Source organism: Kitasatospora sp. NPDC001540 (assembly GCF_042894345.1).
In the GTDB taxonomy this organism is placed as follows: Bacteria; Actinomycetota; Actinomycetes; order Streptomycetales; family Streptomycetaceae; genus Kitasatospora; species Kitasatospora phosalacinea_C.
This window is the reverse complement of the sequence record NZ_JBIAVO010000012.1, coordinates 72,010-94,486: the sequence shown is the minus strand read 5'-3', so window position 1 is coordinate 94,486 and position 22,477 is coordinate 72,010. Positions and strand designations below refer to the sequence as shown.

The following is a 22,477-nucleotide window of genomic DNA, read 5'->3' as shown; positions in this document are numbered from 1 at the left end:
GACCGTGTGTCCGCTCTAGACACCAGCGCCGCTCCCACCGCTCCCGCCACCCCCGACGACGTGCCCGGGTGGTTCTTCCGGGTCGACCAGGAGGTGTTCTCCCACCTGCTGGACCGGCAGACCGCCGCCGGGACCAGCGGCGACCTGCTGGAGATGGGCGCCTACCTGGGCCGCTCGGCGATCCTGCTCGGCAACCACCTGCAGAGCGGCGAGACCTTCACGGTCTGCGACCTGTTCGACCTCGACGCGCCCGACGACGAGAACTCCGCCGAGATGAGCATGTCCTACCGCGACACCCTCACCCGGCGCGCCTTCGAGACCAACTACCGGGCCTTCCACGCCGAGCTCCCGGTGATCGTCCAGGCCCCCACCTCGGTGCTCTCCGACGGCCGGATCGCCGCCGACAGCTGCCGCTTCGTCCACATCGACGCCTCCCACCTGTACGAGCACGTGGCGGGCGACATCCTGGTCGCCCGCGACGCGCTCGCCAAGAACGGCGTCGTCGCCCTCGACGACTACCGCGCCCCGCACACCCCCGGCGTGGCCGCCGCGGTCTGGGAGGCCGTGTTCACCCTCGGGCTGCGGCCGGTGCTGATGACCCCCGAGAAGTTCTACGGCACCTGGGGCGACCCGGAGGCCGTCCGCGCCGACCTGCTGGCCCGGGACTGGCGGGCCGAGGGCTTCCGGCTCGACGAGGAGCACCTCGCCGGGCAGGTCTGCCACCGCCTCGCCTGGGACGAGCCGGAGACGCCCCCGCAGGCCCGCCGACCGCGCTCGCTGTCCCGCCGGGTCGCCCTCGACGTGCTGCCGCCGTTCGCCGCCCGCGCGGTGCGCCGCGCCCTGCGCAACGGACGCAGGGCCGCCTGACGCGCCGCCCGGCCCCGCCCGCTCAGTCCTCCGCGCGGGCGGCGGCCCGGCGGCGCAGCGCCCGCAGCCGCAGCAGTCCCACCGCCGCGACCGCCGCGCACAGCCCCACCGCCGACCAGGTCACCGGGCCCGGCCCGGAGGCCGCCGCGTGCGCCGCCCGCCCGCTGTCCGGACCGGGCGCCGCGCCCGCACTCGTGCCCGCGCCCGCGCCCGCGCTCGGCCCGTCCGCGACCGGCTTCGCGGCGGGCGCCGGGGAGGACTGCTCCGCGCCGCGGTCCTCGGCCAGCACCCCCACCGGCTCGACCTTGCCCGCCGCGGCGAAGCCCCAGTCGAGCAGCGCCGCCGCCTCGTCGTACACCTTCGGGCTCTCCGCCGGGTGCATCACCGTCACCAGCAGCGTCCGCCCGTCGCGTTCGGCCGCGCCGGTGTAGGTCGCGCCCGCGTTGGTGGTGTAGCCGTTCTTCACCCCGATCAGCCCCGGGTACTTGCCCAGCAGCCGGTCGGTGTTGGCGATGCCGAAGCTGCCGCGCTGCCCGGTCTTCTTGTCCACCGCGCCCGGGAACTGCGCCGAGCGGGTCGCGCAGTACGCCCGGAACTCCGGATTGCGCAGGCCCGCCCGGGCGAACAGGGTCAGGTCGTACGCCGAGGTGACCTGCCCGTCCATGTCGTAGCCGTCCGGGCTGACCACGTGGGTGTCCCGGGCCTGCAACTGCTCCGCCCGGGCCTGCATGTCGGCCACCGTCTTCGCCACGCCGCCGTTCATGTTCGCCAGCACGTGCACCGCGTCGTTGCCGGAGGAGAGGAACACCCCGCGCCACAGGTCCTCGACCTTATAGTCCAGGTCCTCCTTGATGCCGACCAGGCTGCTGCCCGCCCCCATCCCCTGCAGCTCCGACCAGGTCACCCGGTGGACGTCCGAGGCGTTGAAGCGGGGCAGCACGGTGTCCGCGAACAGCATCTTCAGGGTCGACGCGGGCGGGAGTTGCGCGTGCGCGTTGAACGAGGCCAGCACCTGACCGCTGCCCGCGTCCGCGACCACCCAGGACTTCCCGGTCAGGTCCTTCGGCAGCGCCGGGGCCCCCGCCGCCACCTGCACCCCCGCCGCGCCCAGCCGCTCCCCGCCGACCACCGCGGACGGCGGCGGCGCGTCCCCCGCCGCGGCGGGTCCGGCGGACAGGACGGGCACCAGCAGCAGGGCGGCAGCGGACGAACCGTGGAGAATCCGGCGGATTATCAGCATTCCGGGAAAGTAACCCGCCCGGGCCCGGCCCCCCTCCGACACGACCGCACGCCACCACGAACGTGTACCGCCCGCTGCTCCGATCGGCGGGCCCCGCATACTGGACGGGCACCCCGTCTGCCGCGAAGGACCCGCCATGAAGCTCAGCCGCCCGGTCTCCTGGTTCCTCACCGCCTTCGGCGTCTGGTCGGTCTTCATCTGGACCACCTTCGTCAAGAACCTCTGGAAGGACTCCGGCGGCCAGGCCTTCGTGAACGGCGACCACTCCCAGCCCACCGCCTTCTTCTGGGTCCACCTGCTGCTCGCCGTCACCTCCCTGCTGCTCGGCCTCGCCATCGGCTGGATCGGCGTCCGCGGCCTGCGCGCCCTGCGCCGCCAGGCGTCCACCGCCACCGCCACCGGCGCCGAGTAACCGCGGCCCGGACGCGGCCGGGGCGGGGCCAATCCGTTTGCGTCCCACCCCCGTTCCGGAGCAGGATTCCCCGCCGGGCGACGATCTCGTACGCCCGCACACCGTCTTCCTGGGGGATCCTTGTCCCGTTCCGTCCCGCCGCGGCTGCTCGCCGCGTGCGCCACGGCCGTCCTCGCCGCGGGCCTGTTCGCCGCGCCCGCCGCGCAGGCCGAACCCGGCCCGGCCGTCACCGGCCCGACCGTCCTGCCCGGCACCTACCTGGACACCGGCCGCACCGACGGCTGCAACGCCACCGGCACGCCCGGCTGGATCGGCATCAGCTACCCCGGCCCCGAGCTGTCCGCGCGCACCACGGCGCCCGCCGCCCGCTTCAAGGTGTGGGACGCCACCGGCGCGAAGGTCCTCGACACCACCGCCGACGCCGACCTCGGCGCCGTCCGGACCTCCGCCGCCGGTCTCCCCGACGGCGCCGGCTACACCTGGCAGGTCTGGCCGCAGTACCGGCCGGGCTCCGGTGAGCCCACCGGGACCTGCCGCTTCGGTGTCGACACCACTCGGCCCGCCGCGCCCACCGTCCACTCGGACGACTTCCCCGACAGCGGCGGCGGCAAGTACGCCGGGCAGCCCGGCACGTTCACCTTCTCCGCCTCCGACACCGGCTCCGGCCTGGCCTGCTTCCGCTACGCGCTGGACGGCACGGCGGGCGTCGGCGGCTGCGACCCGGCCGACCCCGACGTGGTCCTGCCGAACGCCGACGGCACCGCCACCGTGACCCTCAAGCCCGCCGGGTGGGGCACCCACGACCTCCAGGTGCAGGCCGTCGACCACGCGGGCAACGCCACCTATCCGGTTCGCTACGGCTTCTTCGCACCGTCCAACCCCAACCCGCCCAAGGCCCTCGGCGACGTGGACAACGACGGCGTCCCCGACATCCTGCTGCCGGACTCCCGGGGCAACCTGCTGGTGATCAGCGGCGACGCCGCGGGCACCACCCCCACCACCGTCGTCCCCGCCGAGCGCGCCCCGCTCGACGGCGGCTGGAGCGGTCTGCAGGTGGTCCACCGGGGCTGGGGCAACAGCGCACCGGCCGACACGGTCTTCGTCCGCGGCGCCGCCCCCGGCAACAACGGCTACCTCTACATGTACGCCAACCAGGGCGCGTTCCCGATCGGCACGCGCAGCCCCGCCCTGGTCGAGCACGCCAGTTCCTGCAGCGACCTCGCCAACCTCCCGACCGACTGCCCGGACGGGAGCAGCGACACCTACCGGGACGTCCGGCAGCTGGTCGCGTTCGGCTCGATCGACCAGGCCCGGCCCTACGGCCTCAACCTGCTGGACGTCGAGCAGGGCGACCTGTGGCTGCAGCGCGACCCCTCCCGGTTCGGCAGGCCCGCCACCCGCCTGACCACCAGCGGCGCCTGGAACGGCTACGACCTGATCGCCCCCGGCCCCGACGCCGCCGGCAACCTCGCCCTGTGGTCCCGCGAGCAGTCCACCGGCCTGCTGCGCGCGCACGCCGTGCCGAAGCTCGCCGCCGGCGGCTACGACTTCTCCGGCCTCGCCGACCCGGCCGCGGGCACCGTCCTCGGCACCTTCCCGGTCGCCGACTACCCGACCCTCGGCAGCTCCGGCGACCTCGACGGCGACGGGCAGCCCGACCTGTACGCCGTCACCGCCGACCGGCACCTGCTCGCCTACCACGGCGCCGCCGCCCCGAAGGACCGCGGCCCGCTCGCCTGACCGCCACCGGGGCCCGGGGCGTTCCACCGCCCCGGGCCCCGGACGGGGGCCCACCGTCGGGCCCGGCCACTGACAGGCGCATATGCATGCCCTCTTCAAATGGCCGAATCCCGCTGCTAGCCTGCCCGGCACCAACTGTGGGGGAGGGCTTCGGCGTGAGCACCAGTACCACCCTCGACGAGGTGCGCCCGGAGTGGGCGCGGCGCCAGGAGCGGGCACGGCGGCACCGGCGGGCCAAGTCCCGGCTGCGGCTGCCGTTCGCGGTGGCGGCGGCCTGCTGGGCGGTGCTGCTGCTGTGGTGGGCGGCGACGTACCCGGCGTACACCGGGACGGCGCCCGACGGGTCGGCACCGCTGTACGCGGCGGCCGTCCGGGCCGTGCACGCCGGGCCCGCGACGCTGCTGCAGACCGCGGCGGCGGCCTTCGCGCTCGGGTACCTGGTGGCCGCGCTCGCCCGGTTCGGGGTGCGCGGACGCCACAGCGGGCCGGTCGCCCTCGCGCTGGCCGCGCTCCCGCCGACCGCGACCCTGGTGGTCTCGGCCACGCCCGGAGCGGTCGCCACCGTCGCCGCGCTGCTGCTCACCGGGGCGGGGCTGCGGCTGCTGGTCCGGCGGGCCGAGGGCGGCCTGCACCTCGGCGGGCCCGTCCAACGGCTGGATCTGGCCGTGCTGTTCTCGGCCGTCTGCGCCCTCGGGCTGACCGGCACCCGGGGCGCCGGGACGGCGCTGGTCGCGGTCGCGGTGCTGCTGCCGGCCCTGCCCGGGGCGCGGGTGCGCCTGGTGCTGCTGGCCGCGTTCGCGCTCGCGGTGCCGGTCGCGCTCGGCCTGCTCGGCCACCCCGCCGACCGCGGCGGCGACCTGCACACCCTGCGGGCCGCCGACCTGGCCCTGGCCCAGCACCGCGCCCCCACCCCGCTCGGCCCCGCCCTGACCGCCGTCGCCCCGCCCGCGGCCTGGGAGGCGGCGGGCGCCGACTGCTCCGCGAGCGCCGCCCTCACCGGGCCGTGGGACGCCGCCGCGGCCCGCCGCGCGGAGGGCGAACTCACCGCCGCCTGGCGCCGTTTGCTGCGCGACCACCCCGACCGGGTGCTGGACGCCCGGCTCTGCCGGGGGCGGCTCGCCTGGGGCGTCTGGGCGGGCAGCAGCGGCCCGCACGCCGCCACCGAGGTGCCCGGCCCGGCGGCCGGCTCCCGCGGCCTGTGGCACCCCCTGCACGCCGCCGCGAGCTGGAGCCGCACCCTGCTGCGCGCCCCGCAGCTCGACTGGCTGCTGTGGCGCGGCGCCCTGTGGGCCTACCTGGGCCTGGCCGCCGTCGTCCTGTACGCCTGGCGGCACCGGCTGCCCGCCCTCGTCCCGGTGGCGGGCGCGGCCGTCCTCGGCACCCAGCTCGCGCTCACCGCCTCCGCCGCCGACCAGGACTACCGCACCATGGCCGCCGCCCTGTTCCTCGGCCCGCTGCTGCTCACCCTCGCCACCGTCCGCACCCGCCGCCCCGCCTGACCGCGCCCGGCAACGCCGAGGGGCCCGCCCGGAACTCCGGACGGGCCCCTCGGACGGAAGGACTAGAAGCGACGCGTGACGAGCGCGCGCTTCACCTCCTGGATCGCCTTGGTGACCTCGATGCCGCGCGGGCAGGCCTCCGAGCAGTTGAAGGTGGTGCGGCAACGCCACACGCCCTCACGGTCGTTGAGGATCTCCAGGCGCTGCTCGCCGCCCTCGTCGCGCGAGTCGAAGATGAAGCGGTGCGCGTTGACGATCGCCGCCGGGCCGAAGTACTGGCCGTCGTTCCAGAACACCGGGCACGAGGAGGTGCACGCGGCGCACAGGATGCACTTGGTGGTGTCGTCGAAGCGCTCGCGGTCGGCCTGCGTCTGCAGGCGCTCGCGGGTCGGCTCGTTCCCCGAGGTGATCAGGAACGGCATGACGTCCTTGTACGCCTGGAAGAACGGGTCCATGTCCACGATCAGGTCCTTGAGGACCGCCAGGCCCTTGATGGCCTCGATCGTGATCGGCTTCTCCGGGTTGACGTCCTTGATCAGGGTCTTGCACGCCAGCCGGTTGCGCCCGTTGATCCGCATGGCGTCCGAACCGCAGATGCCGTGCGCGCAGGAGCGGCGGTACGTCAGGGTGCCGTCCTGCTCCCACTTGATCTTGTTGAGCGCGTCCAGGACGCGCTCCTTCGGGTCCATCAGGAGCTGGTAGTCCACCCACACCGGCTCCGGGTGCTCCTCCGGGTTGAACCGGCGGATCCGGAAGGTGACGTTGATCAGCTGGACGCTGCCCGACTCGGCCGCGTCCAGCGCGGCGGAGTGCGTCTCGACGGTCGGAGTGGACATCAGTACTTACGCTCCATCGGCTGGTAGCGGGTCTGCACGACCGGCTTGTAGTCGAGGCGGATGGAGGTGGTGCCGTCCTCGGCCACCTCGCGGTACGCCATGGTGTGCTGCATGAACTTCACGTCGTCGCGGGTCGGGAAGTCCTCGCGGTAGTGACCGCCGCGGGACTCCTCGCGGGCCAGCGCGGAGACGACCAGGACCTCGGCCAGGTCGAGCAGGTTGCCCAGCTCGACGGCCTCCAGCAGGTCGGTGTTGTAGCGCGCGCCCTTGTCCGCGATCGAGACGTTCTTGAAGCGCTCCTTGAGCGCCGACACGTCCTCGAGCGCCTGCTGCAGGGTCTTGCCGGTGCGGTAGACGGACACGTTGGTGTCCATCGACTCCTGCAGCTCCTGGCGGATCTTGGCGACCGACTCGGTGCCGGTGGACTCCCGCAGGCCCTCCACCAGCGCCTCGACCAGCGCGCCCGGGTTCTCCGGGAGCGGCACGAAGTCGTGCTTCTCGGCGTACTCGGCGGCGGCGATGCCCGCCCGGCGGCCGAACACGTTGATGTCCAGCAGCGAGTTGGTGCCCAGGCGGTTGGCGCCGTGCACCGACACGCACGCGACCTCGCCCGCGGCGTACAGGCCCGGGACGACGTCGGTGTTGTTCCTCAGGACCTCACCCTCGACGTTGGTCGGGATGCCGCCCATCGCGTAGTGCGCGGTGGGCTGGATCGGGATCGGGTCCGTGTAGGGCTCGATGCCGAGGTAGGTGCGCGCGAACTCGGTGATGTCCGGCAGCTTGGCGTCCAGCTGCTCCGGCGGCAGGTGGGTCAGGTCCAGGTAGACGTGGTCGCCGTCGGGGCCGCAGCCGCGGCCGGCCCGGATCTCCGAGTAGATCGCCCGGGAGCACACGTCACGGGACGCGAGGTCCTTCATGACGGGGGCGTAGCGCTCCATGAAGCGCTCGCCGTCCTTGTTGCGCAGGATGCCGCCCTCGCCGCGGGCGCCCTCGGTGAGCAGGATGCCCATCCGCCAGATGCCCGTCGGGTGGAACTGGAAGAACTCCATGTCCTCCAGCGGCAGGCCCCGGCGCAGTGCCACGGCCTGGCCGTCGCCGGTCAGGGTGTGCGCGTTCGAGGTGACCTTGAACATCTTGCCGGTGCCGCCGGAGGCGAACACCACGGCCTTGGCCTGGAAGACGTGGATCTCGCCGGTGGCGAGCTCGTAGGCCACCACGCCCGCGGTGCGGCCCTCGTTGATCAGCAGGTCGAGGACGTAGAACTCGTTGAAGAACTCGACGCCGTGCTTGACGCAGTTCTGGAACAGCGTCTGCAGGATCATGTGGCCGGTGCGGTCCGCGGCGTAGCAGGACCGGCGGACCGGGGCCTCGCCGTGGTTGCGGGAGTGGCCGCCGAAGCGGCGCTGGTCGATCCGGCCCTGGTCGGTGCGGGAGAAGGGGAGGCCCATCTTCTCCAGGTCGAGGACGGCGTCGATGGCCTCCTTGCACATGATCTCGGCGGCGTCCTGGTCGACCAGGTAGTCACCGCCCTTGACCGTGTCGAAGGTGTGCCACTCCCAGTTGTCCTCCTCGACGTTGGCGAGCGCGGCGCACATGCCGCCCTGCGCCGCGCCGGTGTGGGACCGGGTCGGGTAGAGCTTGGTCAGGACCGCGGTGCGGCTGCGCTGCGTCGACTCGATGGCCGCACGCATGCCGGCGCCGCCGGCTCCGACGATGACGGTGTCGTACTGGTGAATCTGCATGGGGGTCAGTCGCCTCTGGTGGCTCGTCAGATGTTCGGGTCGAAGGTGAAGATCACCAGGGTGCCGAGGAGGACCGTGAAGACGGTCGCGACGCCCAGGAGACCCTTCAGCCACAGACGAGTGGCGTCCTTCTCCGCGTAGTCGTTGATGACGGTGCGCATGCCGTTGGCGCCGTGCAGCATCGCCAGCCACAGCATCAGCAGGTCCCAGCCCTGCCAGAACGGGGAGGCCCAGCGGCCCGCCACGAAGGCGAAGCTGACCCGCGAGACGCCGCCGTCCAGCATCAGGTTGATCAGCAGGTGGCCGAGGACCAGCACCACCAGGACGACACCCGACAGGCGCATGAACAGCCAGGCGAGCATCTCGAAGTTGGTGCGGGTGCGGCGCGGGGTCTTCCTGGTGCGCGTCCGGGCGGGCTCCACCACGAAGGCGTCGGCGGGGTTGCCGGTGCCCAGGCCCTTGCCGGTGTGGGCGTGGACCGAGGTGACCACCAGGTCGTTGGTGTCAGTGGACATCGCGATCAGCCCCCGAACCAGGTGCGAAGGGTGTGCTCAAGGACGGGGTAGAACGAGCCGGCCATCAGGACGACCCAGATGCCCACGACGGTCCACAGCATCTGCTTCTGGTACCTCGGGCCCTTGGCCCAGAAGTCGACCGCCACGACCCGCAGGCCGTTCAGGGCGTGGAACAGGATGGCGGCCACCAGGCCGTACTCCATCAGGTTCACCAGCGGGATCTTGTACGTGGCGATCACCGAGTCGTACGCCTCGGGCGACACCCGCACCAGTGCGGTGTCGAGGACATGTGCGAACAGGAAGAAGAAGATCAGGACGCCGGTGACTCGGTGAGCCACCCAGCTCCACATGCCTTCCCGGCCGCGGTACAGCGTTCCAGCCGGCACGGAAAACCCTCCGGAAGCGGTTCGGGGGCTCGGCCGGCGTCGGTGTCGGTCGGCCCGGCCGGATACGGTCCACCGGCCGCCAGCATCCTATCGACGCGCCATCGACAACCGGCCCCGGGGGCCCCTGGTGTGATCAATCAGGCACGCACGGCCTAATCGGGGCGGGAACTGTGACGCAGGGTGACCACTCGACCGCGCTAAGGTGCGCCTCCCGCTCCCGCCGCCCCGCAGAGAGGCCCGCCGTGCGACCCCTGCCCGCCCTCGCCGCCCTCGCCGCCCTGGCCCTCGCGGCCGGCTGCGCGACCGCCCCGCCCGCCCCCTCGGCGGACACCGCCGCCGCGCCGCCCGGGTTCGGCACCGGCGCGACCCCCGAGTACGACGCCGCCGCGGTGCGCGCCCTCGCCGTCACCGACGCCGAACTCGCCCCCGGCTGGCACGTCACGCTGATGCAGCCCGGCCAGCACGACATCTCCAGCCCCCCGGAGACCGCCGACGTCCCGGCCTGCCAGCCCGTCCTGGACGCGCTCACCCCCTCCAAGGGCGCCGCCGGGCCGCTCGCCGAGGCCGACCTCGACATCGCCCGCGCCGGGGACGGTCCGGCCTCCCTCTACACCGCGATCCTGGCCTTCCGGCCCGGCCGGGCCGCCGCCGTCCACACCGGGCTCGACCGGGTCCTGGACCACTGCCGGGCGTTCGGCTCCACCGCGGGCCGCCACCGGCTCGCCCGGGTCGACACGCCCACCCCCGAAGGAGCCGACGCCGCGACCGCGTTCACCCTCACGGATGAAACCGGCGGCACCACCATCGCCCAGCGCGCCCTGGTCGCCCGCAGCGGCGACGTCCTCGCGGTCTTCACCACCCTCGACGCGACCGGCCGTCCGGCCCCGGAGCCGGACCGGGGCGTGGTGCGGGCGCAACTGGCGAAGCTGAAGGCCCGGTAGGGCCGTGGGGCTCCACCGGGCCTTCGAGGCCTTCGACGGGGGCGGGTTCAGCTCCTGACGGCCACCAGGTGCTCCAGGCGGCTGAGCGCGATCCGCCGCAACTCCTCGGCGGAGACGAGGCGTTCCTCGTCCGGGTCGTTGGCCAGCCGGGTGCGGATGGAGGTCAGCACGGTGTCGAGCATCTCCTCCGGGTCGACCCCGTCGAGGCAGACCACGAAGACGTGCCCGAAGCGGGCCTCGTAGGCGGCGTGGGCGGCGCGCAGCGCGGTGCGCGCGGCCTGGCTGCCGGGGGCGCGCATGCCGAGCAGGGGCTGGGGCATCCAGCTCTCGTCGGCGAGGGCCTCCGCGAGGTCCGCCGGGCGCAGGTCGTAGCTGGCCTCGCTGGCCGCGGCGAGCAGGGACTCGATGTCGGGGTACGGGCGGTGGGCGGTGAGGCGGAGGGCCCAGCGGTGGCTGCCGCAGCAGGCGAGCAGCGCCTCCTCCACCGCACCGGAGTCGGCTTCGTTGAATCGGTGAAGTCCCAGCAGGGACGGCTCCGTCCGCACGTCCAGGCGCTGCGGCGGGATGTCGCTGGCCAGCGGATCCTCCTCGTGAGGGCGGGAAGGGGGAATGCTCCAGAGACGGGGGGTGAACCTGGTGCGACAAGGGCGCCGCGGGTGCGGCAATGCTGCCGCTCGGGGCTGACACAGCTCGGCGGGGCAGCGCCTCCACGGTAGTTGAGCACTCATCAGTTGGGGAGGCGGCGGGCCGATTTCACTCGATCGAGCTATCAAGTTGTGACCCGCCGCCCTCTCCGTTCACGCGGAGCGGATCAACTGACCCGGTGCACCTTGTGGTTGGCGGCCTGGGCGCGGGGCCGCACCACCAGCAGGTCGATGTTCACGTGGGGCGGCCGGGTCACCGCCCAGGAGACGGTGTCGGCGACGTCCTCCGAGGTGAGCGGCTCGGCGACGCCCGCGTACACCGCCTCCGCCTTCTCCCGGTCGCCGCGGAAGCGGGTCAGCGCGAAGCCCTCGGACTTCACCATGCCGGGCGCGATCTCGATCACCCGGACCGGCTCGCCCACGAGTTCGAGGCGCAGGGTCTGCGCCACCGAGTGGACGGCGTGCTTGGCCGCCACGTACCCGCCGCCGCCCTCGTACGCGGCCAGCGCCGCCGTCGAGGACATGATCAGCACGGTGCCGTCGCCGGTGGCGCGCAGCGCGGGCAGCAGCGCCTGGGTGAGGTGCAGCACACCGATCACGTTGACCTCGTACATGGTGCGCCAGTCCGCCGGGTCGCCGTTCTCCACGCTGTCCGCGCCCAGCGCGCCGCCCGCGTTGTTGACCAGGACGTCGACCCGGCCCACCTCGGCCGCGAAGGCGTCCACCGCGGCCCGGTCGGTGACGTCCAGGGTGTGGGCGCGACCGCCGATCTCCTTCGCCAGCGCCTCGATCCGCTCGGTGCGGCGGGCGGTCAGCACCACCTCGAAGCCGTCCGCGGCCAGGCGGCGGGCGGTCGCCGCCCCGATGCCGCTGCTGGCGCCGGTGACCACGGCCACCTTCTGTTCGGTCATGTCGTGCACTCCTCGTGTGTCCGGTCGGTGCACCGATCATCCCAAGGGGTGGGGCGCGGGTGTTGTGAGCAAGCTCCCAGCCGTGGCATCTGTCTGCTCCCGGGGGGCGCGACTACATTGCGTATCCAGCTGACCCGTTAATCAGCGCTAACCCACGTACCGTTCCCCGCGGAGGACACCCATGGCAGCCGAGCCCCGCCGCACCGAGTCGGGTCTGCCGATCGAGCCGGTGTACGGCCCCGAGACCCTGGCCGACTTCGACGCCGCGACCCGCCTCGGCGCGCCCGGGCAGTACCCGTTCACCCGCGGCGTCTACCCGACCATGTACACCGGCAAGCCGTGGACGATGCGCCAGTACGCGGGCTTCGGCACCGCCGCCGAGTCCAACGCCCGCTACAAGCAGCTGATCGCCAACGGCACCATGGGCCTGTCGGTGGCCTTCGACCTGCCGACCCAGATGGGCTACGACTCGGACGCCGCGATCTCGCACGGCGAGGTCGGCAAGGTCGGCGTCGCGGTCGACAGCGTCGAGGACATGAACGTCCTGTTCGGCGGCATCCCGCTCGGCGAGGTCTCCACCTCGATGACCATCAACGCGCCCGGCTCGCTGCTGCTGCTGCTCTACCAGCTGGTCGGCGAGGCCCAGGGCGTGCCGTCGAACCGGCTCACCGGCACCATCCAGAACGACGTGCTCAAGGAGTACATCGCCCGCGGCACGTACATCTTCCCGCCCAAGCCCAGCCTGCGGCTGATCGCCGACGTGTTCCAGTACTGCCGGGCCGAGATCCCCAAGTGGAACACCATCTCCATCTCCGGCTACCACATGGCCGAGGCCGGGGCGAACCCCGCGCAGGAGATCGCCTTCACCCTCGCCAACGGCATCGAGTACGTCCGCACCGCGGTCGCCGCCGGGATGGACGTCGACGACTTCGCGCCCCGGCTCTCCTTCTTCTTCGTCTCCCGCACCACGCTGCTGGAGGAGGTCGCCAAGTTCCGTGCCGCGCGCCGGATCTGGGCCCGCGTCATGAAGGAGGAGTTCGGCGCGAGGAACCCCAAGTCGCAGATGCTGCGCTTCCACACCCAGACCGCGGGCGTCCAGCTCACCGCCCAGCAGCCCGAGGTCAACCTGGTGCGCGTCTCGGTGCAGGCGCTCGCCGCGGTGTTCGGCGGCACGCAGTCGCTGCACACCAACTCCTTCGACGAGGCGATCGCCCTGCCGACCGAGAAGTCCGCCCGGCTCGCGCTGCGCACCCAGCAGGTGCTCGCCTTCGAGACCGACGTCACCGCCACCGTCGACCCGTTCGCGGGCTCGTACGTGGTCGAGGCGATGACGGACGAACTGGAGGCCGCCGCGCTGGAGTTGATGGCCAAGGTCGAGGACATGGGCGGCGCCGTCGCCGCCATCGAACAGGGCTACCAGAAGGGCGAGATCGAGCGCACCGCGTACCGCATCCAGCAGGAGCAGGACTCCGGGGAGCGCACCGTGGTCGGCGTCAACCGCTTCCAGCTCGCCGAGGAGGAGCCCTACGAGCCGCTGCGGGTCGACCCGGCGATCGAGGCCCAGCAGGCCGAGCGGCTGGCCCGGCTGCGCGCCGACCGCGACACCTCGGCGGTCGACCGGGCGCTGTCGCAGCTGCGCAAGGCGGCGGAGGGCACCGACAACGTGCTCTACCCGATGAAGGAGGCCCTGGCGGCCCGGGCCACGGTCGGCGAGGTCTGCGACGCGCTCCGCGGGGTGTGGGGGACGTACGTGCCGGTCGACCGCTTCTGAGCGCGACGCGCCGCGGGGGCGCGGGGCGGGGGAGAAGGTGAGAACGGCGGAGGGGCTGCCGGGAGGTTTTCCCGGCAGCCCCTCCGTTGCGCGGTGGTGACTACTTCTTGATGGTGAAGGACTTGAAGAAGTTCTTGCCCGGGGAGCCCAGGCCGGTGGCCGTGTCGTAGCCGCGGTTCGCGGAGAGGCCGTAGTCGGCGCCGATCTTGTAGAGGCGCACGCGGAGCGAGCCGCTCACGACGCCGAGGTCGACGACGTTGCCGCGCTTGCTGTGGTTGGCGTCGTCGTTGACGTCGTGGAAGGCGCTGGTGCCGGCGCGGTCGTAGAGGGCCGGGTTGGCGAAGCCGAGGGCGCGGCCGCCGCGGGACTGGATGGCGTTGGCGAACATCGCGGCGGTCTCCGGGGCGGAGACCGAGGTGCCGCCGTAGCCGCCCTCGCTGTAGGTGCCGCCGTCGGTGTAGCCGACCAGGGTGGCGGCGACCAGGTCACCGCTCATCGCGATGTCGGGGGTGGCGCGCAGCGGGGTCGCGGACTTGGTGCCGTCGGCCGCGGTCTTCGCGATGTCGTCGGAGACGACGCCCTGCTGGTACCAGGGCTGGGCGAAGTCCTTGGAGACACCGCCGCCGCCGCCGAAGTAGAACTTGCCGGGGAACGGGCTCCAGGACTTCTGGTCGGCGGAGAGCACCGAGCGCAGGTCGCCCATCGAGACCTCGCTGCCGTACTTGCCGGACTTGTCGCCGAGCTGCAGGGCGGTGCCGCCGACCGAGGTGACCCACGGGGAGGCGGACGGCCAGTCGGCCTGGGCCTGGTTGGTGTCGGCCTGGCAGTTGACGCCGGTGGCGGCCGCGCCGGGGGAGCTGTCGCCGCAGTCGCCGGAGGAGAAGGTGAAGCCGATGCCGGTCACCGCGCCGAGCTGGAACACCTGGTTGTCGGCCGCGACCACGGCCGGGTCGATGTCGCCGCCGGTGCCGTGCATGATCTCGCCCCAGGAGTTGGAGACCACGTCGGCCAGGTGCTCGTCGACGACCTTGGCCATCGCGTCGTACAGGTCCTCGTCGTAGCAGGAGTTGCCGCCGACGTAGACGACCTGCGCGTCGGGCGCGAGGCCGTGCACCATCTCGACGTCGAGGGCCTCCTCGCCCGCCCAGCCGGCGGGGCCGCCGCACTCGTCCTGGTGGGTCCACTTGTCCGGGGTGACGTACTCGGTGTACTGGCCCGGTGCGAACGGCTGGTCGCCGTGCAGGGTGGAGAAGTGGTTCGCGTCCTGCTCCATGCTGGACAGGCCGTAGGCGTCGATGATCGCGACCCGGGCGCCCTTGCCGGTGACCTTGGCGTCGCTGACGCCGTACGCCTTGCGCAGCTGGGCCGGGACGTACGAGCAGGGGGCGAAGGGCTCGTTCTTCTCGTAGCCGACCGGGGCGCCCTCGGCGGTCTTGGAGCCGTAGCCGTCCTCGGAGCAGGTCGGCACCTCCGGCAGGGTGGCCGGGGCCTTCTTGTCGGGGGCGGCGAGCCGGGAGGCGGCGGCCGCGCGCTCCTCGGCGGCGCGGACCGAGGTGGCGTCCGAGCTGTTCTTGTGGATCGCGTCGGCCAGGCCGGAGACGGCGAGCACCGAGTCGGCCACCGCGGCGGGGACCTTCGCGTCGGAGGCCGGGGCGCGGTGGGTGCCGTCGGCGGTGCGGTAGTTGTGGAAACCGGTGCCGAAGGCCTTGGCCATCGCGGCGGTGGAGCCGGAGACCTGCACGTAGTGGGCGGTGGAGGCCGAGACGCTCAGGCCCGCGCCGGTCACCCAGTCGGTGACGGCCTTGACCTGCTCGGGGGTGGCGCCGAACTTCGCCCGGACCTGGTCGGCGCCGAGGTACTGGCCGTAGGAGGAGGAGTTCGGGTCGGAGACCGCCTTGGCGAGCGCGGCCAGGCCGCTGGCGTCGCGGCCGGCCAGGTAGATCCGGGCGGTGGCCGGGGCGGCGGCGTCGGCGGTGCCGGCGTCGGCCTGCGGGGTGGCCCACTCGGGGTGGGTGCCGGGCAGGGTCCGGGCGCTGTCGCCCGCCGGGGTGGCGGCGGAGGCCGGGACGGCCGCGCCGAGGGTGGTGAGGATGAGTGCGGCGGCGACGGTGGCCGGAGCGATGCTCTTGGCGAGCTTGTTGCGCGCGATGGGCACGTCGGTCCCCCCTTCTCGTTCGATGGAGCGTCAGCTGCCCCTCGTGAGGGCGTGACGGGGCGCGCCGCGGGCGGAAGACCCCCCACCGCGGCTCGGAAGTTGACTGTGCGAAAGCTGTCTATTCGGACTGATGTACGCCACTCAAGAGCAGGCCCGAAAGCTTTACCCCGGCATGACCCGATCGGGGGGAAACGTTTGGCCGCCGCGCTCCGGGGCCCGCACGGAGCAACCGCCGTGTCCGATCCCCGGTGCAGGTCGTTGCACAGCGCGGAACCCGGAGCCGGAAGGGCGGGGCGAAACGAAATGGCATACCCATCTCAGCGGCCGCTATGCACCCATCCGGTGCGGACTTCTCCGGAAGGCGGGCCAAAACCCCACCACCGGCCTACCCTTGTCAAGGTGAACGATCCCCAGTCGGCAGCCGCCGCCACCGTCACCGCCGCCCGCCCCGTCGCCGACCTGCGCGCCCGGGTGGCGTCGTACCAGGCCGAGTTGATCGAGCTGCGCCGTGACCTCCACCGGCACCCCGAGCTCGGTCGCCAGGAGTTCCGCACCACCCGCCTGCTGCGCGAGCGGCTGGTCGCCGCCGGGCTGGAGCCCCGGGTGCTGCCGGGCGGCACCGGGCTGCTGGTGGACCTCGTTCCGCCGGGCACCGCGCCCGGCACCCCGCTGCTGGCCTTCCGCGCCGACATCGACGCGCTGCCGATCGACGACGCCAAGCAGGACGTGCCGTACCGCTCCACGCTCCCCGGCCGGGCGCACGCCTGCGGGCACGACGTGCACACGGCGGTGGTGCTCGGCACCGGACTGGTGCTGGCCCAGGCGCTGGCCGCGGGCGAGCTGGCCCGCCCGGTGCGGCTGATCTTCCAGCCCGCCGAGGAGATGATGCCCGGCGGCGCGCTGGACGTGATCGCGGCGGGCGGCATGGAGGGCGTCGGCCGGATCTTCGCCGTGCACTGCGACCCCAAGGTGCCGGTCGGCCGGATCGCGCTGAAGACCGGGGCGATCACCTCGGCCTGCGACAAGGTGCGGATCGCGCTGGACGGCCCGGGCGGGCACACCGCCCGCCCGCACCTGACCACCGACCTGGTGAACGCGATCGCCAAGCTGGCCGCCGAACTGCCCGCCGCGTTCTCCCGCCGGATGGACCCGCGCTGGGGCGTCTCGCTGGTGTGGGGGCGGATCGCGGCCGGGTCCGCGCCGAACGTGATCCCGCTGCACGCCGAGCTGGAGGGCACCGTCCGCTGCCTGGAGCTGGCGGGCTGGCGGGAGGCGCCCGAGGTGCTGGAGGAGCTGGTCGCGCACCTCGCCGAGACGTACCGCGCCAAGTGGACGCTGGACTACCACCGGGGCGTCCCGCCGGTGGTCAACGAGGCCTCCTCGATCGAGCAGTTGGAGACCGCGATGAACGCCCGGTTCGCCGAGGGGCGCGGCCCGGTGGTCGAGCCGACCGAGCAGAGCCTCGGCGGCGAGGACTTCTCCTGGTACCTGGAGCACGCCCCCGGCGCGCTGGCCCGGCTCGGCGTGCGCGGCCCGCACGAGAAGGACGCGCGCGACCTCCACCAGGGCGACTTCGACGCCGACGAGCGGTCGATCGCCGTCGGCGTGGAGCTGTTCGCCTCGCTCGCCCTGGAGCACGCCCGGACCTGAGCCCGGTGCGGACCGGTCCGAACCGGGACGAATGCCGGAGTCCCTCCCCCCGGAGGGCCGCTGCGTGGTCGAATCGTCGGCGCAACGATCACCCAGGGGAGGGACCGAACCATGCGCAGCACCCGCCGCGGACTCCTGTTCGCCGCCGGAGCGGCCGGAGCCACCGCCGCCGGACTGGCCGCCCCGGCCGCGGACGCCGCCGACGCCCCGGCCGCGCCGCCGGTCGACTGGATCAGCGTCAAGGCGCACGGGGCGAAGGGCGACGCCGCCACCGACGACTGGCAGGCGATCACCGACGCCGTCGCGGCCTGCCCGCCCGGCGGGGTGGTGTACTTCCCGGCCGGGCAGTACGTGGTCACCAGGACGCTGTCGGTGCCCGCCCACGTCACGCTGGCGGGCACCACCGGCAGCCGCTGGTTCGGCTACCTGCCGAAGAACGCCCAGGGCAACCCGGTGCCGCCGGTGTTCATCAAGCCGCTGTGGGGCGGCTTCACCGGCTCCGCGCTGATCGAACTGACCGGCCACGGCGCCCGCCTGCGCGACCTGGTGCTGGCCTCCGGCCGCGCCACCAGCACCACCGGGGGGAACGTCGACGGCCTGGTCGCCAGGGGCCAGGTCAAGGCCGTCCGGCTGCAGAACGTCGGCATCTTCAACTTCCAGGGCTACGGCGTGCACACCGACAGCACCGCCGACGGCTTCCCCGGCGGCTGGGAGGTCTCCCACCTGAGCCTGGAGGCCAACAAGCTCGGCGGCTGGCGCTCGGAGAACACCGGCGGGGCGGCCTTCTCCTTCGCCGACTCGGTGCTCGACTCCTGCGAGGCCGGCGCCAACGGCGGCGACGCCTGGTCCTTCGACGGCATCGGCGCCACCGGCTTCGTCGGAGTCCGGGCCACCTGGAACGAGGGCAACGGCTTCCACCTGACCGGCAAGTGCGGAACGGTCGGCTTCACCGAGTGCCAGACCGACCGCAACCGCCGCAACGGCTGGCTGGTCGAGAGCGCCCAGAACGACCCCACCCGCGCGCCCGCCCCGCACGTCGTCACCCTGACCGGCTGCCAGGCCAGCCGCGACGGCCGCAACGACAACGCCAACCCCGGCGGCTACGCGGGCTTCCGGATCACCGCCCCGGAGGGCGGCGCCGCCCTCCCGGTCGCGCTGACCGGCTGCGCCACCCACGTCTCCGGCGACGACGTGCCCGGCGGCCTGCTCGCCCCCGACTACGGGGTGTACGCCGACCGCGCGCTGCGGGTGCTGCTCACCGGCTGCGTGCTGGTCGGCACGGTGGCCAGCGTGCGCGACGACGCGGGCGCGGTGGTGGACACCGGCACCACCATGCACAACCGCACCACCAAGGACGGCGTGTCCTACGACGTCCCCTCGCCCGCGGTCACCCCGGTCGGCAACGCCCCGCAGCCCGCCGACTCGGGCTACGGCACCTGGTCCTTCGACCCGGCCGTCGCGAGCGACCAGAGCACCCGGCTGACCTCGGGCAACGTCTACCTGGTGCGGGTGGAGACGCACCAGCCGGTCACCGTCTCGGCGGTCTCGGTGCTGCTGGCCGGGCCCGGGGCCGGGTTCACCGCGGGCAACCTGGCCGGTGTGTACGACCGCACCGGCCGGCTGCTGGCCCGCACCGCGGACCAGTCGGCGGCCTGGGCGGGCGCGGCGAACCGGCTGTGCCGGATGCCGCTGTCCGGGCCGGTCACCCTGGGCCCGGGCTTCCACTGGGTGGCACTGCTGGCCAACGCGGCCACCCCGCCGTCCTTCGCCCGCGGTTCGACCTTCCCCGACCCGGGGGCCTTCCTGAACGCCGGGCTCACCCCCGCCACCTACCGGGTCGCCCACCTGGCCGGCTCCGCCACCGCGCTGCCGGACTCCTTCGCCCCGGCGCAGAACCGGAACACCACGGTGCAGATGTTCTGGGTCGGCCTGAGCTGACCGGCCCGGGGGTGCCGCGCGGACGGGAGCGGCGCGGCACCTTCTCGGGGACCGGGGGGAGGCGTACCGTGGTGGCCCGATACCAGCCGGTAATGAACACCGGGTTGACCGTGTGTGCGGCTATGTCCGGATTTGCCTGGGCGTACGACCACATTTTGATAACAACCCGGATGCCTCCGCAGGCCGTAACACAACCGTGTTCTACGCGCGTTACGGTGGCGCTCGACCACGCCAACCGGGTGTGTGAGAAGGAGAAACTCCCTTGCGCCGTTCACTCAAGCTCGCCGCGGTCGTGCTCTCGGGTTCCCTGGGCATCGCCTCGCTCGCCGCCTGCGGCGCAAAGAGCACCGACAACAACTCCACCTCGGCCGGTGCCGGCAGCTCGTCGTTCAAGGTCGGCATGGCCTACGACATCGGCGGCCGCGGCGACCAGTCCTTCAACGACTCCGCCGCGCGCGGCCTGGACCGGGCCAAGTCCGAGCTGGGCGCGACCATCAACGAGGCCGAGGCCAAGTCCGGCGAGTCCGAGGGCGACAAGGAGCAGCGTCTCAAGTCCCTGGTGACCAGCGGCTTCAACCCGGTCATCGCGGTGGGCTTCGTCTACCAGGACGCGGTGAACAAGGTCGCCAAGGAGAACCCGAACGTCAAGTTCGCGATCATCGACTCCTCCTCGGCCGACCAGCCGGAGAACGTCACCTCGCTCACCTTCTCCGAGGAGCAGGGCTCCTACCTGGCGGGCGTGGCCGCCGCCAACAAGTCGAAGACCAAGCACGTCGGCTTCATCGGCGGCGTGCAGTCCGAGCTGATCAAGAAGTTCGAGGCCGGCTACACCGCGGGCGCCAAGTCCGTCGACCCGAACATCCAGGTCGAGGTCACCTACCTGACCACCCCGCCGGACTTCACCGGCTTCGCCGACCCGGGCAAGGGCAAGCAGGCCGCCCAGGGCCAGCTCGACAAGGGCGCGGACGTCATCTACTCGGCGGCCGGCTCCTCCGGCTCCGGTGCGATCGAGGCCGTCGCGGCCGCCGGCAAGTGGGCCATCGGCGTCGACTCCGACCAGGCCAAGCAGCCCGCCCTGGACAAGTACAAGGACCACATCCTCACCTCGATGGTGAAGAACGTGGACACCGCCGTCTTCACCTACGTCAAGTCGGTCAAGGACGGCGGCGCGCTGTCCGGCGTGAAGAACTTCGACCTGAAGGAAGGCGGCGTGTCGCTGGCCACCACCGGTGGCTACATCGACGACATCAAGGCCAAGATCGACGCCGCGACCCAGCAGATCACCAGCGGCGCCACCAAGGTTCCGACCGCTCCGTAAGGCCGATCGGGCCCGCCGCGCCCCCGTCCGCCGGGCGGCGCGACGGCGGTTCCACCAGATCGCACGGCAGGGGCCCGGACGGAATGCGCCCAGGCGCGTCCGTCCGGGCCCCTGCCGGTTCCGCACCGGCCCGCCCCCTCCCCCGGGTTTCCCCCTGAGCCCTCAGCGCGACGAAGCGCCCGACGATCAGCAGGAGATCGCCATCACCCCCTCCGACTCCGTCCCGACGGACGGCACCCCCCGCGCGGGGACGGCGACGCCTGCCGTCGAACTGCGCGGCATCACCAAGCGCTTCCCCGGCGTGGTGGCCAACCACGACATCGACATCACCGTGCAGCGGGGCACCGTGCACGCGCTGATGGGCGAGAACGGCGCGGGCAAGTCCACCCTGATGAAGATCCTGTACGGGATGCAGAAGCCGGACGAGGGCACCATCGCCGTCGACGGCGAGCAGGTGGAGTTCTCCACCCCGGCGGACGCCATCGCGCGCGGCATCGGCATGGTCCACCAGCACTTCATGCTGGCCGACAACTTCACCGTCTGGGAGAACATCGTCCTGGGCGGCGAGCACCTGCACGGCATCGGCGCCAAGGCCAAGGCCAGGATCCGCGAGCTGTCCGACCAGTACGGCCTGGGTGTGAAGCCGGACGCGCTGGTCGAGGACCTGGGCGTGGCCGACCGGCAGCGGGTGGAGATCCTCAAGGTGCTGTACCGCGGCGCCCGGATCCTGATCCTGGACGAGCCGACCGCGGTCCTCGTCCCGCAGGAGGTCGACGCGCTGTTCGACAACCTGCGGGAGCTCAAGGCCGAGGGCGTCACCGTCATCTTCATCTCGCACAAGCTGCACGAGGTGCTGTCGGTCGCCGACGCGATCAGCGTGATCCGCCGCGGCACCACCGTCGGCGACGCCGACCCGCGCCAGGTCACCGCCCGGCAGCTGGCCGAGCTGATGGTCGGCGCCGAGCTGCCCTCCCCGGAGAGCCGCGAGTCGACCGTCACCGACACCGAGATGCTCAGGGTCGAGGGCCTGCGGATCGCCAAGCCGGACGCCGAGGGCGTCGAGCGCGTCGTCCTGGACGACGTGTCGCTGCGGATCCGCAAGGGCGAGATCCTCGGCATCGCCGGCGTCGAGGGCAACGGCCAGGCCGAACTGGTCGAGGCCATCATGGGCATGCTCCCGCTGGACGCGGGCACCGTCACGCTGGACGGCACCGACCTGACCGGCACCCTGACCCGGGCCCGCCGCGAGGCCGGGATCGGGTACATCCCCGAGGACCGGCACCGGCACGGCCTGCTGCTGGAAGCCCCGCTGTGGGAGAACCGGATCCTCGGCCACGTCACCGAGCGGCCCAACTCCAAGGGCGTGCTGCTCGACCCGGCCGGCGCCCGGGCCGACACCCAGCGGATCGTCGAGGAGTACGACGTCCGCACCCCCGGCATCGAGGTCACCGCGGCCTCGCTGTCCGGCGGCAACCAGCAGAAGCTGATCATCGGCCGGGAGATGAGTCACTCCCCGAAGCTGTTGATCGCCTCCCACCCCACCCGCGGCGTGGACGTCGGCGCGCAGGCGCAGATCTGGGAGCAGATCCGCACCGCCCAGCGCGAGGGCCTGGCGGTGCTGCTGATCTCCGCCGACCTGGACGAGCTGATCGGCCTGTCCGACACCATCCGGGTGATCTACCGCGGCCGCCTGGTCGCCGACGCCGACCCGGCCACCGTCACCGCCGAGGACCTGGGCAGCGCGATGACCGGCGCCGCCACCGGCCACATCGAGTCCGACCCGGAGGCCCTCGCCGAGGCCCAGGCCGTCGCCGCCGAAGGCACCGGGGCCGCGCACGACGCCCCGGCCGACGACGCGCCGTCCGACGCCCCGTCCACCGACACCGCCGACGACGAGCAGGCGGGGGAGTAG

Annotated in this window: 18 protein-coding genes; 10 read left to right on the top strand and 8 right to left on the bottom strand. The window is 73.0% G+C overall.

The features are described from left to right. Window positions 1–6: 6 nt before the first annotated feature. On the top strand, window positions 7–867 hold the full coding sequence (locus ACFY00_RS16940) for a class I SAM-dependent methyltransferase (protein ID WP_388032143.1): 861 nt from the start codon (window positions 7–9) through the stop codon (window positions 865–867). Window positions 868–889: 22 nt separating this feature from the next. Here the strand turns inward: ACFY00_RS16940 and ACFY00_RS16935 are convergent, their stop codons facing one another. Further along, window positions 890–2,107 (bottom strand): D-alanyl-D-alanine carboxypeptidase family protein, encoded by a 1,218-nt coding sequence (locus ACFY00_RS16935; protein WP_388032141.1) that lies wholly within the window; start codon window positions 2,105–2,107, stop codon window positions 890–892. A gap of 136 nt (window positions 2,108–2,243) precedes the next feature. On the opposite strand from ACFY00_RS16935, the gene ACFY00_RS16930 reads away from it, so the two are divergent. The 3 genes from ACFY00_RS16930 to ACFY00_RS16920 all read left to right on the top strand — a co-directional run bounded on the left by ACFY00_RS16930 (window position 2,244) and on the right by ACFY00_RS16920 (window position 5,758). Continuing rightward, window positions 2,244–2,519 (top strand): SCO4848 family membrane protein, encoded by a 276-nt coding sequence (locus ACFY00_RS16930; RefSeq protein WP_388032139.1) that lies wholly within the window; start codon window positions 2,244–2,246, stop codon window positions 2,517–2,519. Between the two features lie 120 nt (window positions 2,520–2,639). Then, a complete protein-coding gene (locus tag ACFY00_RS16925) occupies window positions 2,640–4,259 on the top strand; it encodes a hypothetical protein (protein WP_388032137.1) in 1,620 nt (539 codons plus the stop codon). Between the two features lie 155 nt (window positions 4,260–4,414). Beyond that, window positions 4,415–5,758, top strand: coding sequence for a hypothetical protein (locus tag ACFY00_RS16920; protein WP_388032135.1), 1,344 nt, complete (start codon window positions 4,415–4,417; stop codon window positions 5,756–5,758). 62 nt (window positions 5,759–5,820) lie between these two features. Here ACFY00_RS16920 and ACFY00_RS16915 read toward each other — a convergent pair whose 3' ends face one another. The 4 genes from ACFY00_RS16915 to sdhC are packed head-to-tail and all read right to left on the bottom strand — an operon-like array spanning window position 5,821 to window position 9,237. Next, the gene (locus ACFY00_RS16915) at window positions 5,821–6,594 is read right to left on the bottom strand and encodes a succinate dehydrogenase iron-sulfur subunit (protein ID WP_285739934.1); all 774 of its coding nucleotides are present in this window, start codon (window positions 6,592–6,594) and stop codon (window positions 5,821–5,823) included. Further along, window positions 6,594–8,336: a succinate dehydrogenase flavoprotein subunit gene (gene sdhA / locus ACFY00_RS16910; RefSeq protein WP_388032132.1), complete on the bottom strand. Its 1,743-nt coding sequence runs from the start codon at window positions 8,334–8,336 to the stop codon at window positions 6,594–6,596. The genes ACFY00_RS16915 and sdhA overlap by 1 nt, the downstream gene beginning before the upstream one ends. A 26-nt stretch (window positions 8,337–8,362) precedes the next feature. Then, window positions 8,363–8,851: a succinate dehydrogenase hydrophobic membrane anchor subunit gene (locus ACFY00_RS16905; protein WP_388032129.1), complete on the bottom strand. Its 489-nt coding sequence runs from the start codon at window positions 8,849–8,851 to the stop codon at window positions 8,363–8,365. A gap of 5 nt (window positions 8,852–8,856) precedes the next feature. Continuing rightward, entirely contained in the window at window positions 8,857–9,237 is a 381-nt protein-coding gene (gene sdhC, locus ACFY00_RS16900; protein ID WP_388032127.1) for a succinate dehydrogenase, cytochrome b556 subunit, read from the bottom strand. A 242-nt stretch (window positions 9,238–9,479) separates the two neighbouring features. Between sdhC and ACFY00_RS16895 the strand changes: the two genes are divergently transcribed. Next, a complete protein-coding gene (locus ACFY00_RS16895; protein WP_388032125.1) occupies window positions 9,480–10,178 on the top strand; it encodes a hypothetical protein in 699 nt (232 codons plus the stop codon). A gap of 47 nt (window positions 10,179–10,225) precedes the next feature. On the opposite strand, the gene ACFY00_RS16890 is transcribed toward ACFY00_RS16895, so the two are convergent. Continuing rightward, window positions 10,226–10,723 (bottom strand): 2-oxo-4-hydroxy-4-carboxy-5-ureidoimidazoline decarboxylase, encoded by a 498-nt coding sequence (locus tag ACFY00_RS16890; protein WP_388032122.1) that lies wholly within the window; start codon window positions 10,721–10,723, stop codon window positions 10,226–10,228. Window positions 10,724–10,989: 266 nt separating this feature from the next. Next, window positions 10,990–11,733: an SDR family oxidoreductase gene (locus tag ACFY00_RS16885; protein WP_388032120.1), complete on the bottom strand. Its 744-nt coding sequence runs from the start codon at window positions 11,731–11,733 to the stop codon at window positions 10,990–10,992. A gap of 181 nt (window positions 11,734–11,914) precedes the next feature. Between ACFY00_RS16885 and ACFY00_RS16880 the strand changes: the two genes are divergently transcribed. Further along, window positions 11,915–13,504 carry a methylmalonyl-CoA mutase gene (locus tag ACFY00_RS16880; RefSeq protein WP_388032118.1) on the top strand — a complete coding sequence of 530 codons (1,590 nt, stop codon included), beginning with the start codon at window positions 11,915–11,917 and terminating at the stop codon, window positions 13,502–13,504. 100 nt (window positions 13,505–13,604) lie between these two features. Here the strand turns inward: ACFY00_RS16880 and ACFY00_RS16875 are convergent, their stop codons facing one another. After that, entirely contained in the window at window positions 13,605–15,659 is a 2,055-nt protein-coding gene (locus ACFY00_RS16875; protein ID WP_388032116.1) for a protease pro-enzyme activation domain-containing protein, read from the bottom strand. Window positions 15,660–16,058: 399 nt separating this feature from the next. On the opposite strand from ACFY00_RS16875, the gene ACFY00_RS16870 reads away from it, so the two are divergent. The 4 genes from ACFY00_RS16870 (at window position 16,059) to ACFY00_RS16855 (ending at window position 22,477) form a co-directional block, all read left to right on the top strand. Next, window positions 16,059–17,309 carry an amidohydrolase gene (locus ACFY00_RS16870; protein WP_388032114.1) on the top strand — a complete coding sequence of 417 codons (1,251 nt, stop codon included), beginning with the start codon at window positions 16,059–16,061 and terminating at the stop codon, window positions 17,307–17,309. Window positions 17,310–17,420: 111 nt separating this feature from the next. Next, entirely contained in the window at window positions 17,421–19,247 is a 1,827-nt protein-coding gene (locus tag ACFY00_RS16865) for a glycosyl hydrolase family 28-related protein (protein ID WP_388032111.1), read from the top strand. Window positions 19,248–19,509: 262 nt separating this feature from the next. Further along, window positions 19,510–20,565 carry a BMP family protein gene (locus ACFY00_RS16860; protein WP_388032109.1) on the top strand — a complete coding sequence of 352 codons (1,056 nt, stop codon included), beginning with the start codon at window positions 19,510–19,512 and terminating at the stop codon, window positions 20,563–20,565. A 304-nt stretch (window positions 20,566–20,869) separates the two neighbouring features. Further along, window positions 20,870–22,477, top strand: coding sequence for an ABC transporter ATP-binding protein (locus tag ACFY00_RS16855; RefSeq protein WP_388032107.1), 1,608 nt, complete (start codon window positions 20,870–20,872; stop codon window positions 22,475–22,477).

Excerpts from the sequence above, each read along its gene's own strand:
- ACFY00_RS16935 (WP_388032141.1), bottom strand. The coding sequence starts at position 2,107 with ATGCTGATAATCCGCCGGATTCTCCACGGTTCGTCCGCTGCCGCCCTG.
- ACFY00_RS16930 (WP_388032139.1), top strand. The coding sequence starts at position 2,244 with ATGAAGCTCAGCCGCCCGGTCTCCTGGTTCCTCACCGCCTTCGGCGTC.
- ACFY00_RS16915 (WP_285739934.1), bottom strand. The coding sequence starts at position 6,594 with ATGTCCACTCCGACCGTCGAGACGCACTCCGCCGCGCTGGACGCGGCC.
- sdhA (WP_388032132.1), bottom strand. The coding sequence starts at position 8,336 with ATGCAGATTCACCAGTACGACACCGTCATCGTCGGAGCCGGCGGCGCC.
- ACFY00_RS16905 (WP_388032129.1), bottom strand. The coding sequence starts at position 8,851 with ATGTCCACTGACACCAACGACCTGGTGGTCACCTCGGTCCACGCCCAC.
- ACFY00_RS16885 (WP_388032120.1), bottom strand. The coding sequence starts at position 11,733 with ATGACCGAACAGAAGGTGGCCGTGGTCACCGGCGCCAGCAGCGGCATC.
- ACFY00_RS16880 (WP_388032118.1), top strand. The coding sequence starts at position 11,915 with ATGGCAGCCGAGCCCCGCCGCACCGAGTCGGGTCTGCCGATCGAGCCG.
- ACFY00_RS16865 (WP_388032111.1), top strand. The coding sequence starts at position 17,421 with ATGCGCAGCACCCGCCGCGGACTCCTGTTCGCCGCCGGAGCGGCCGGA.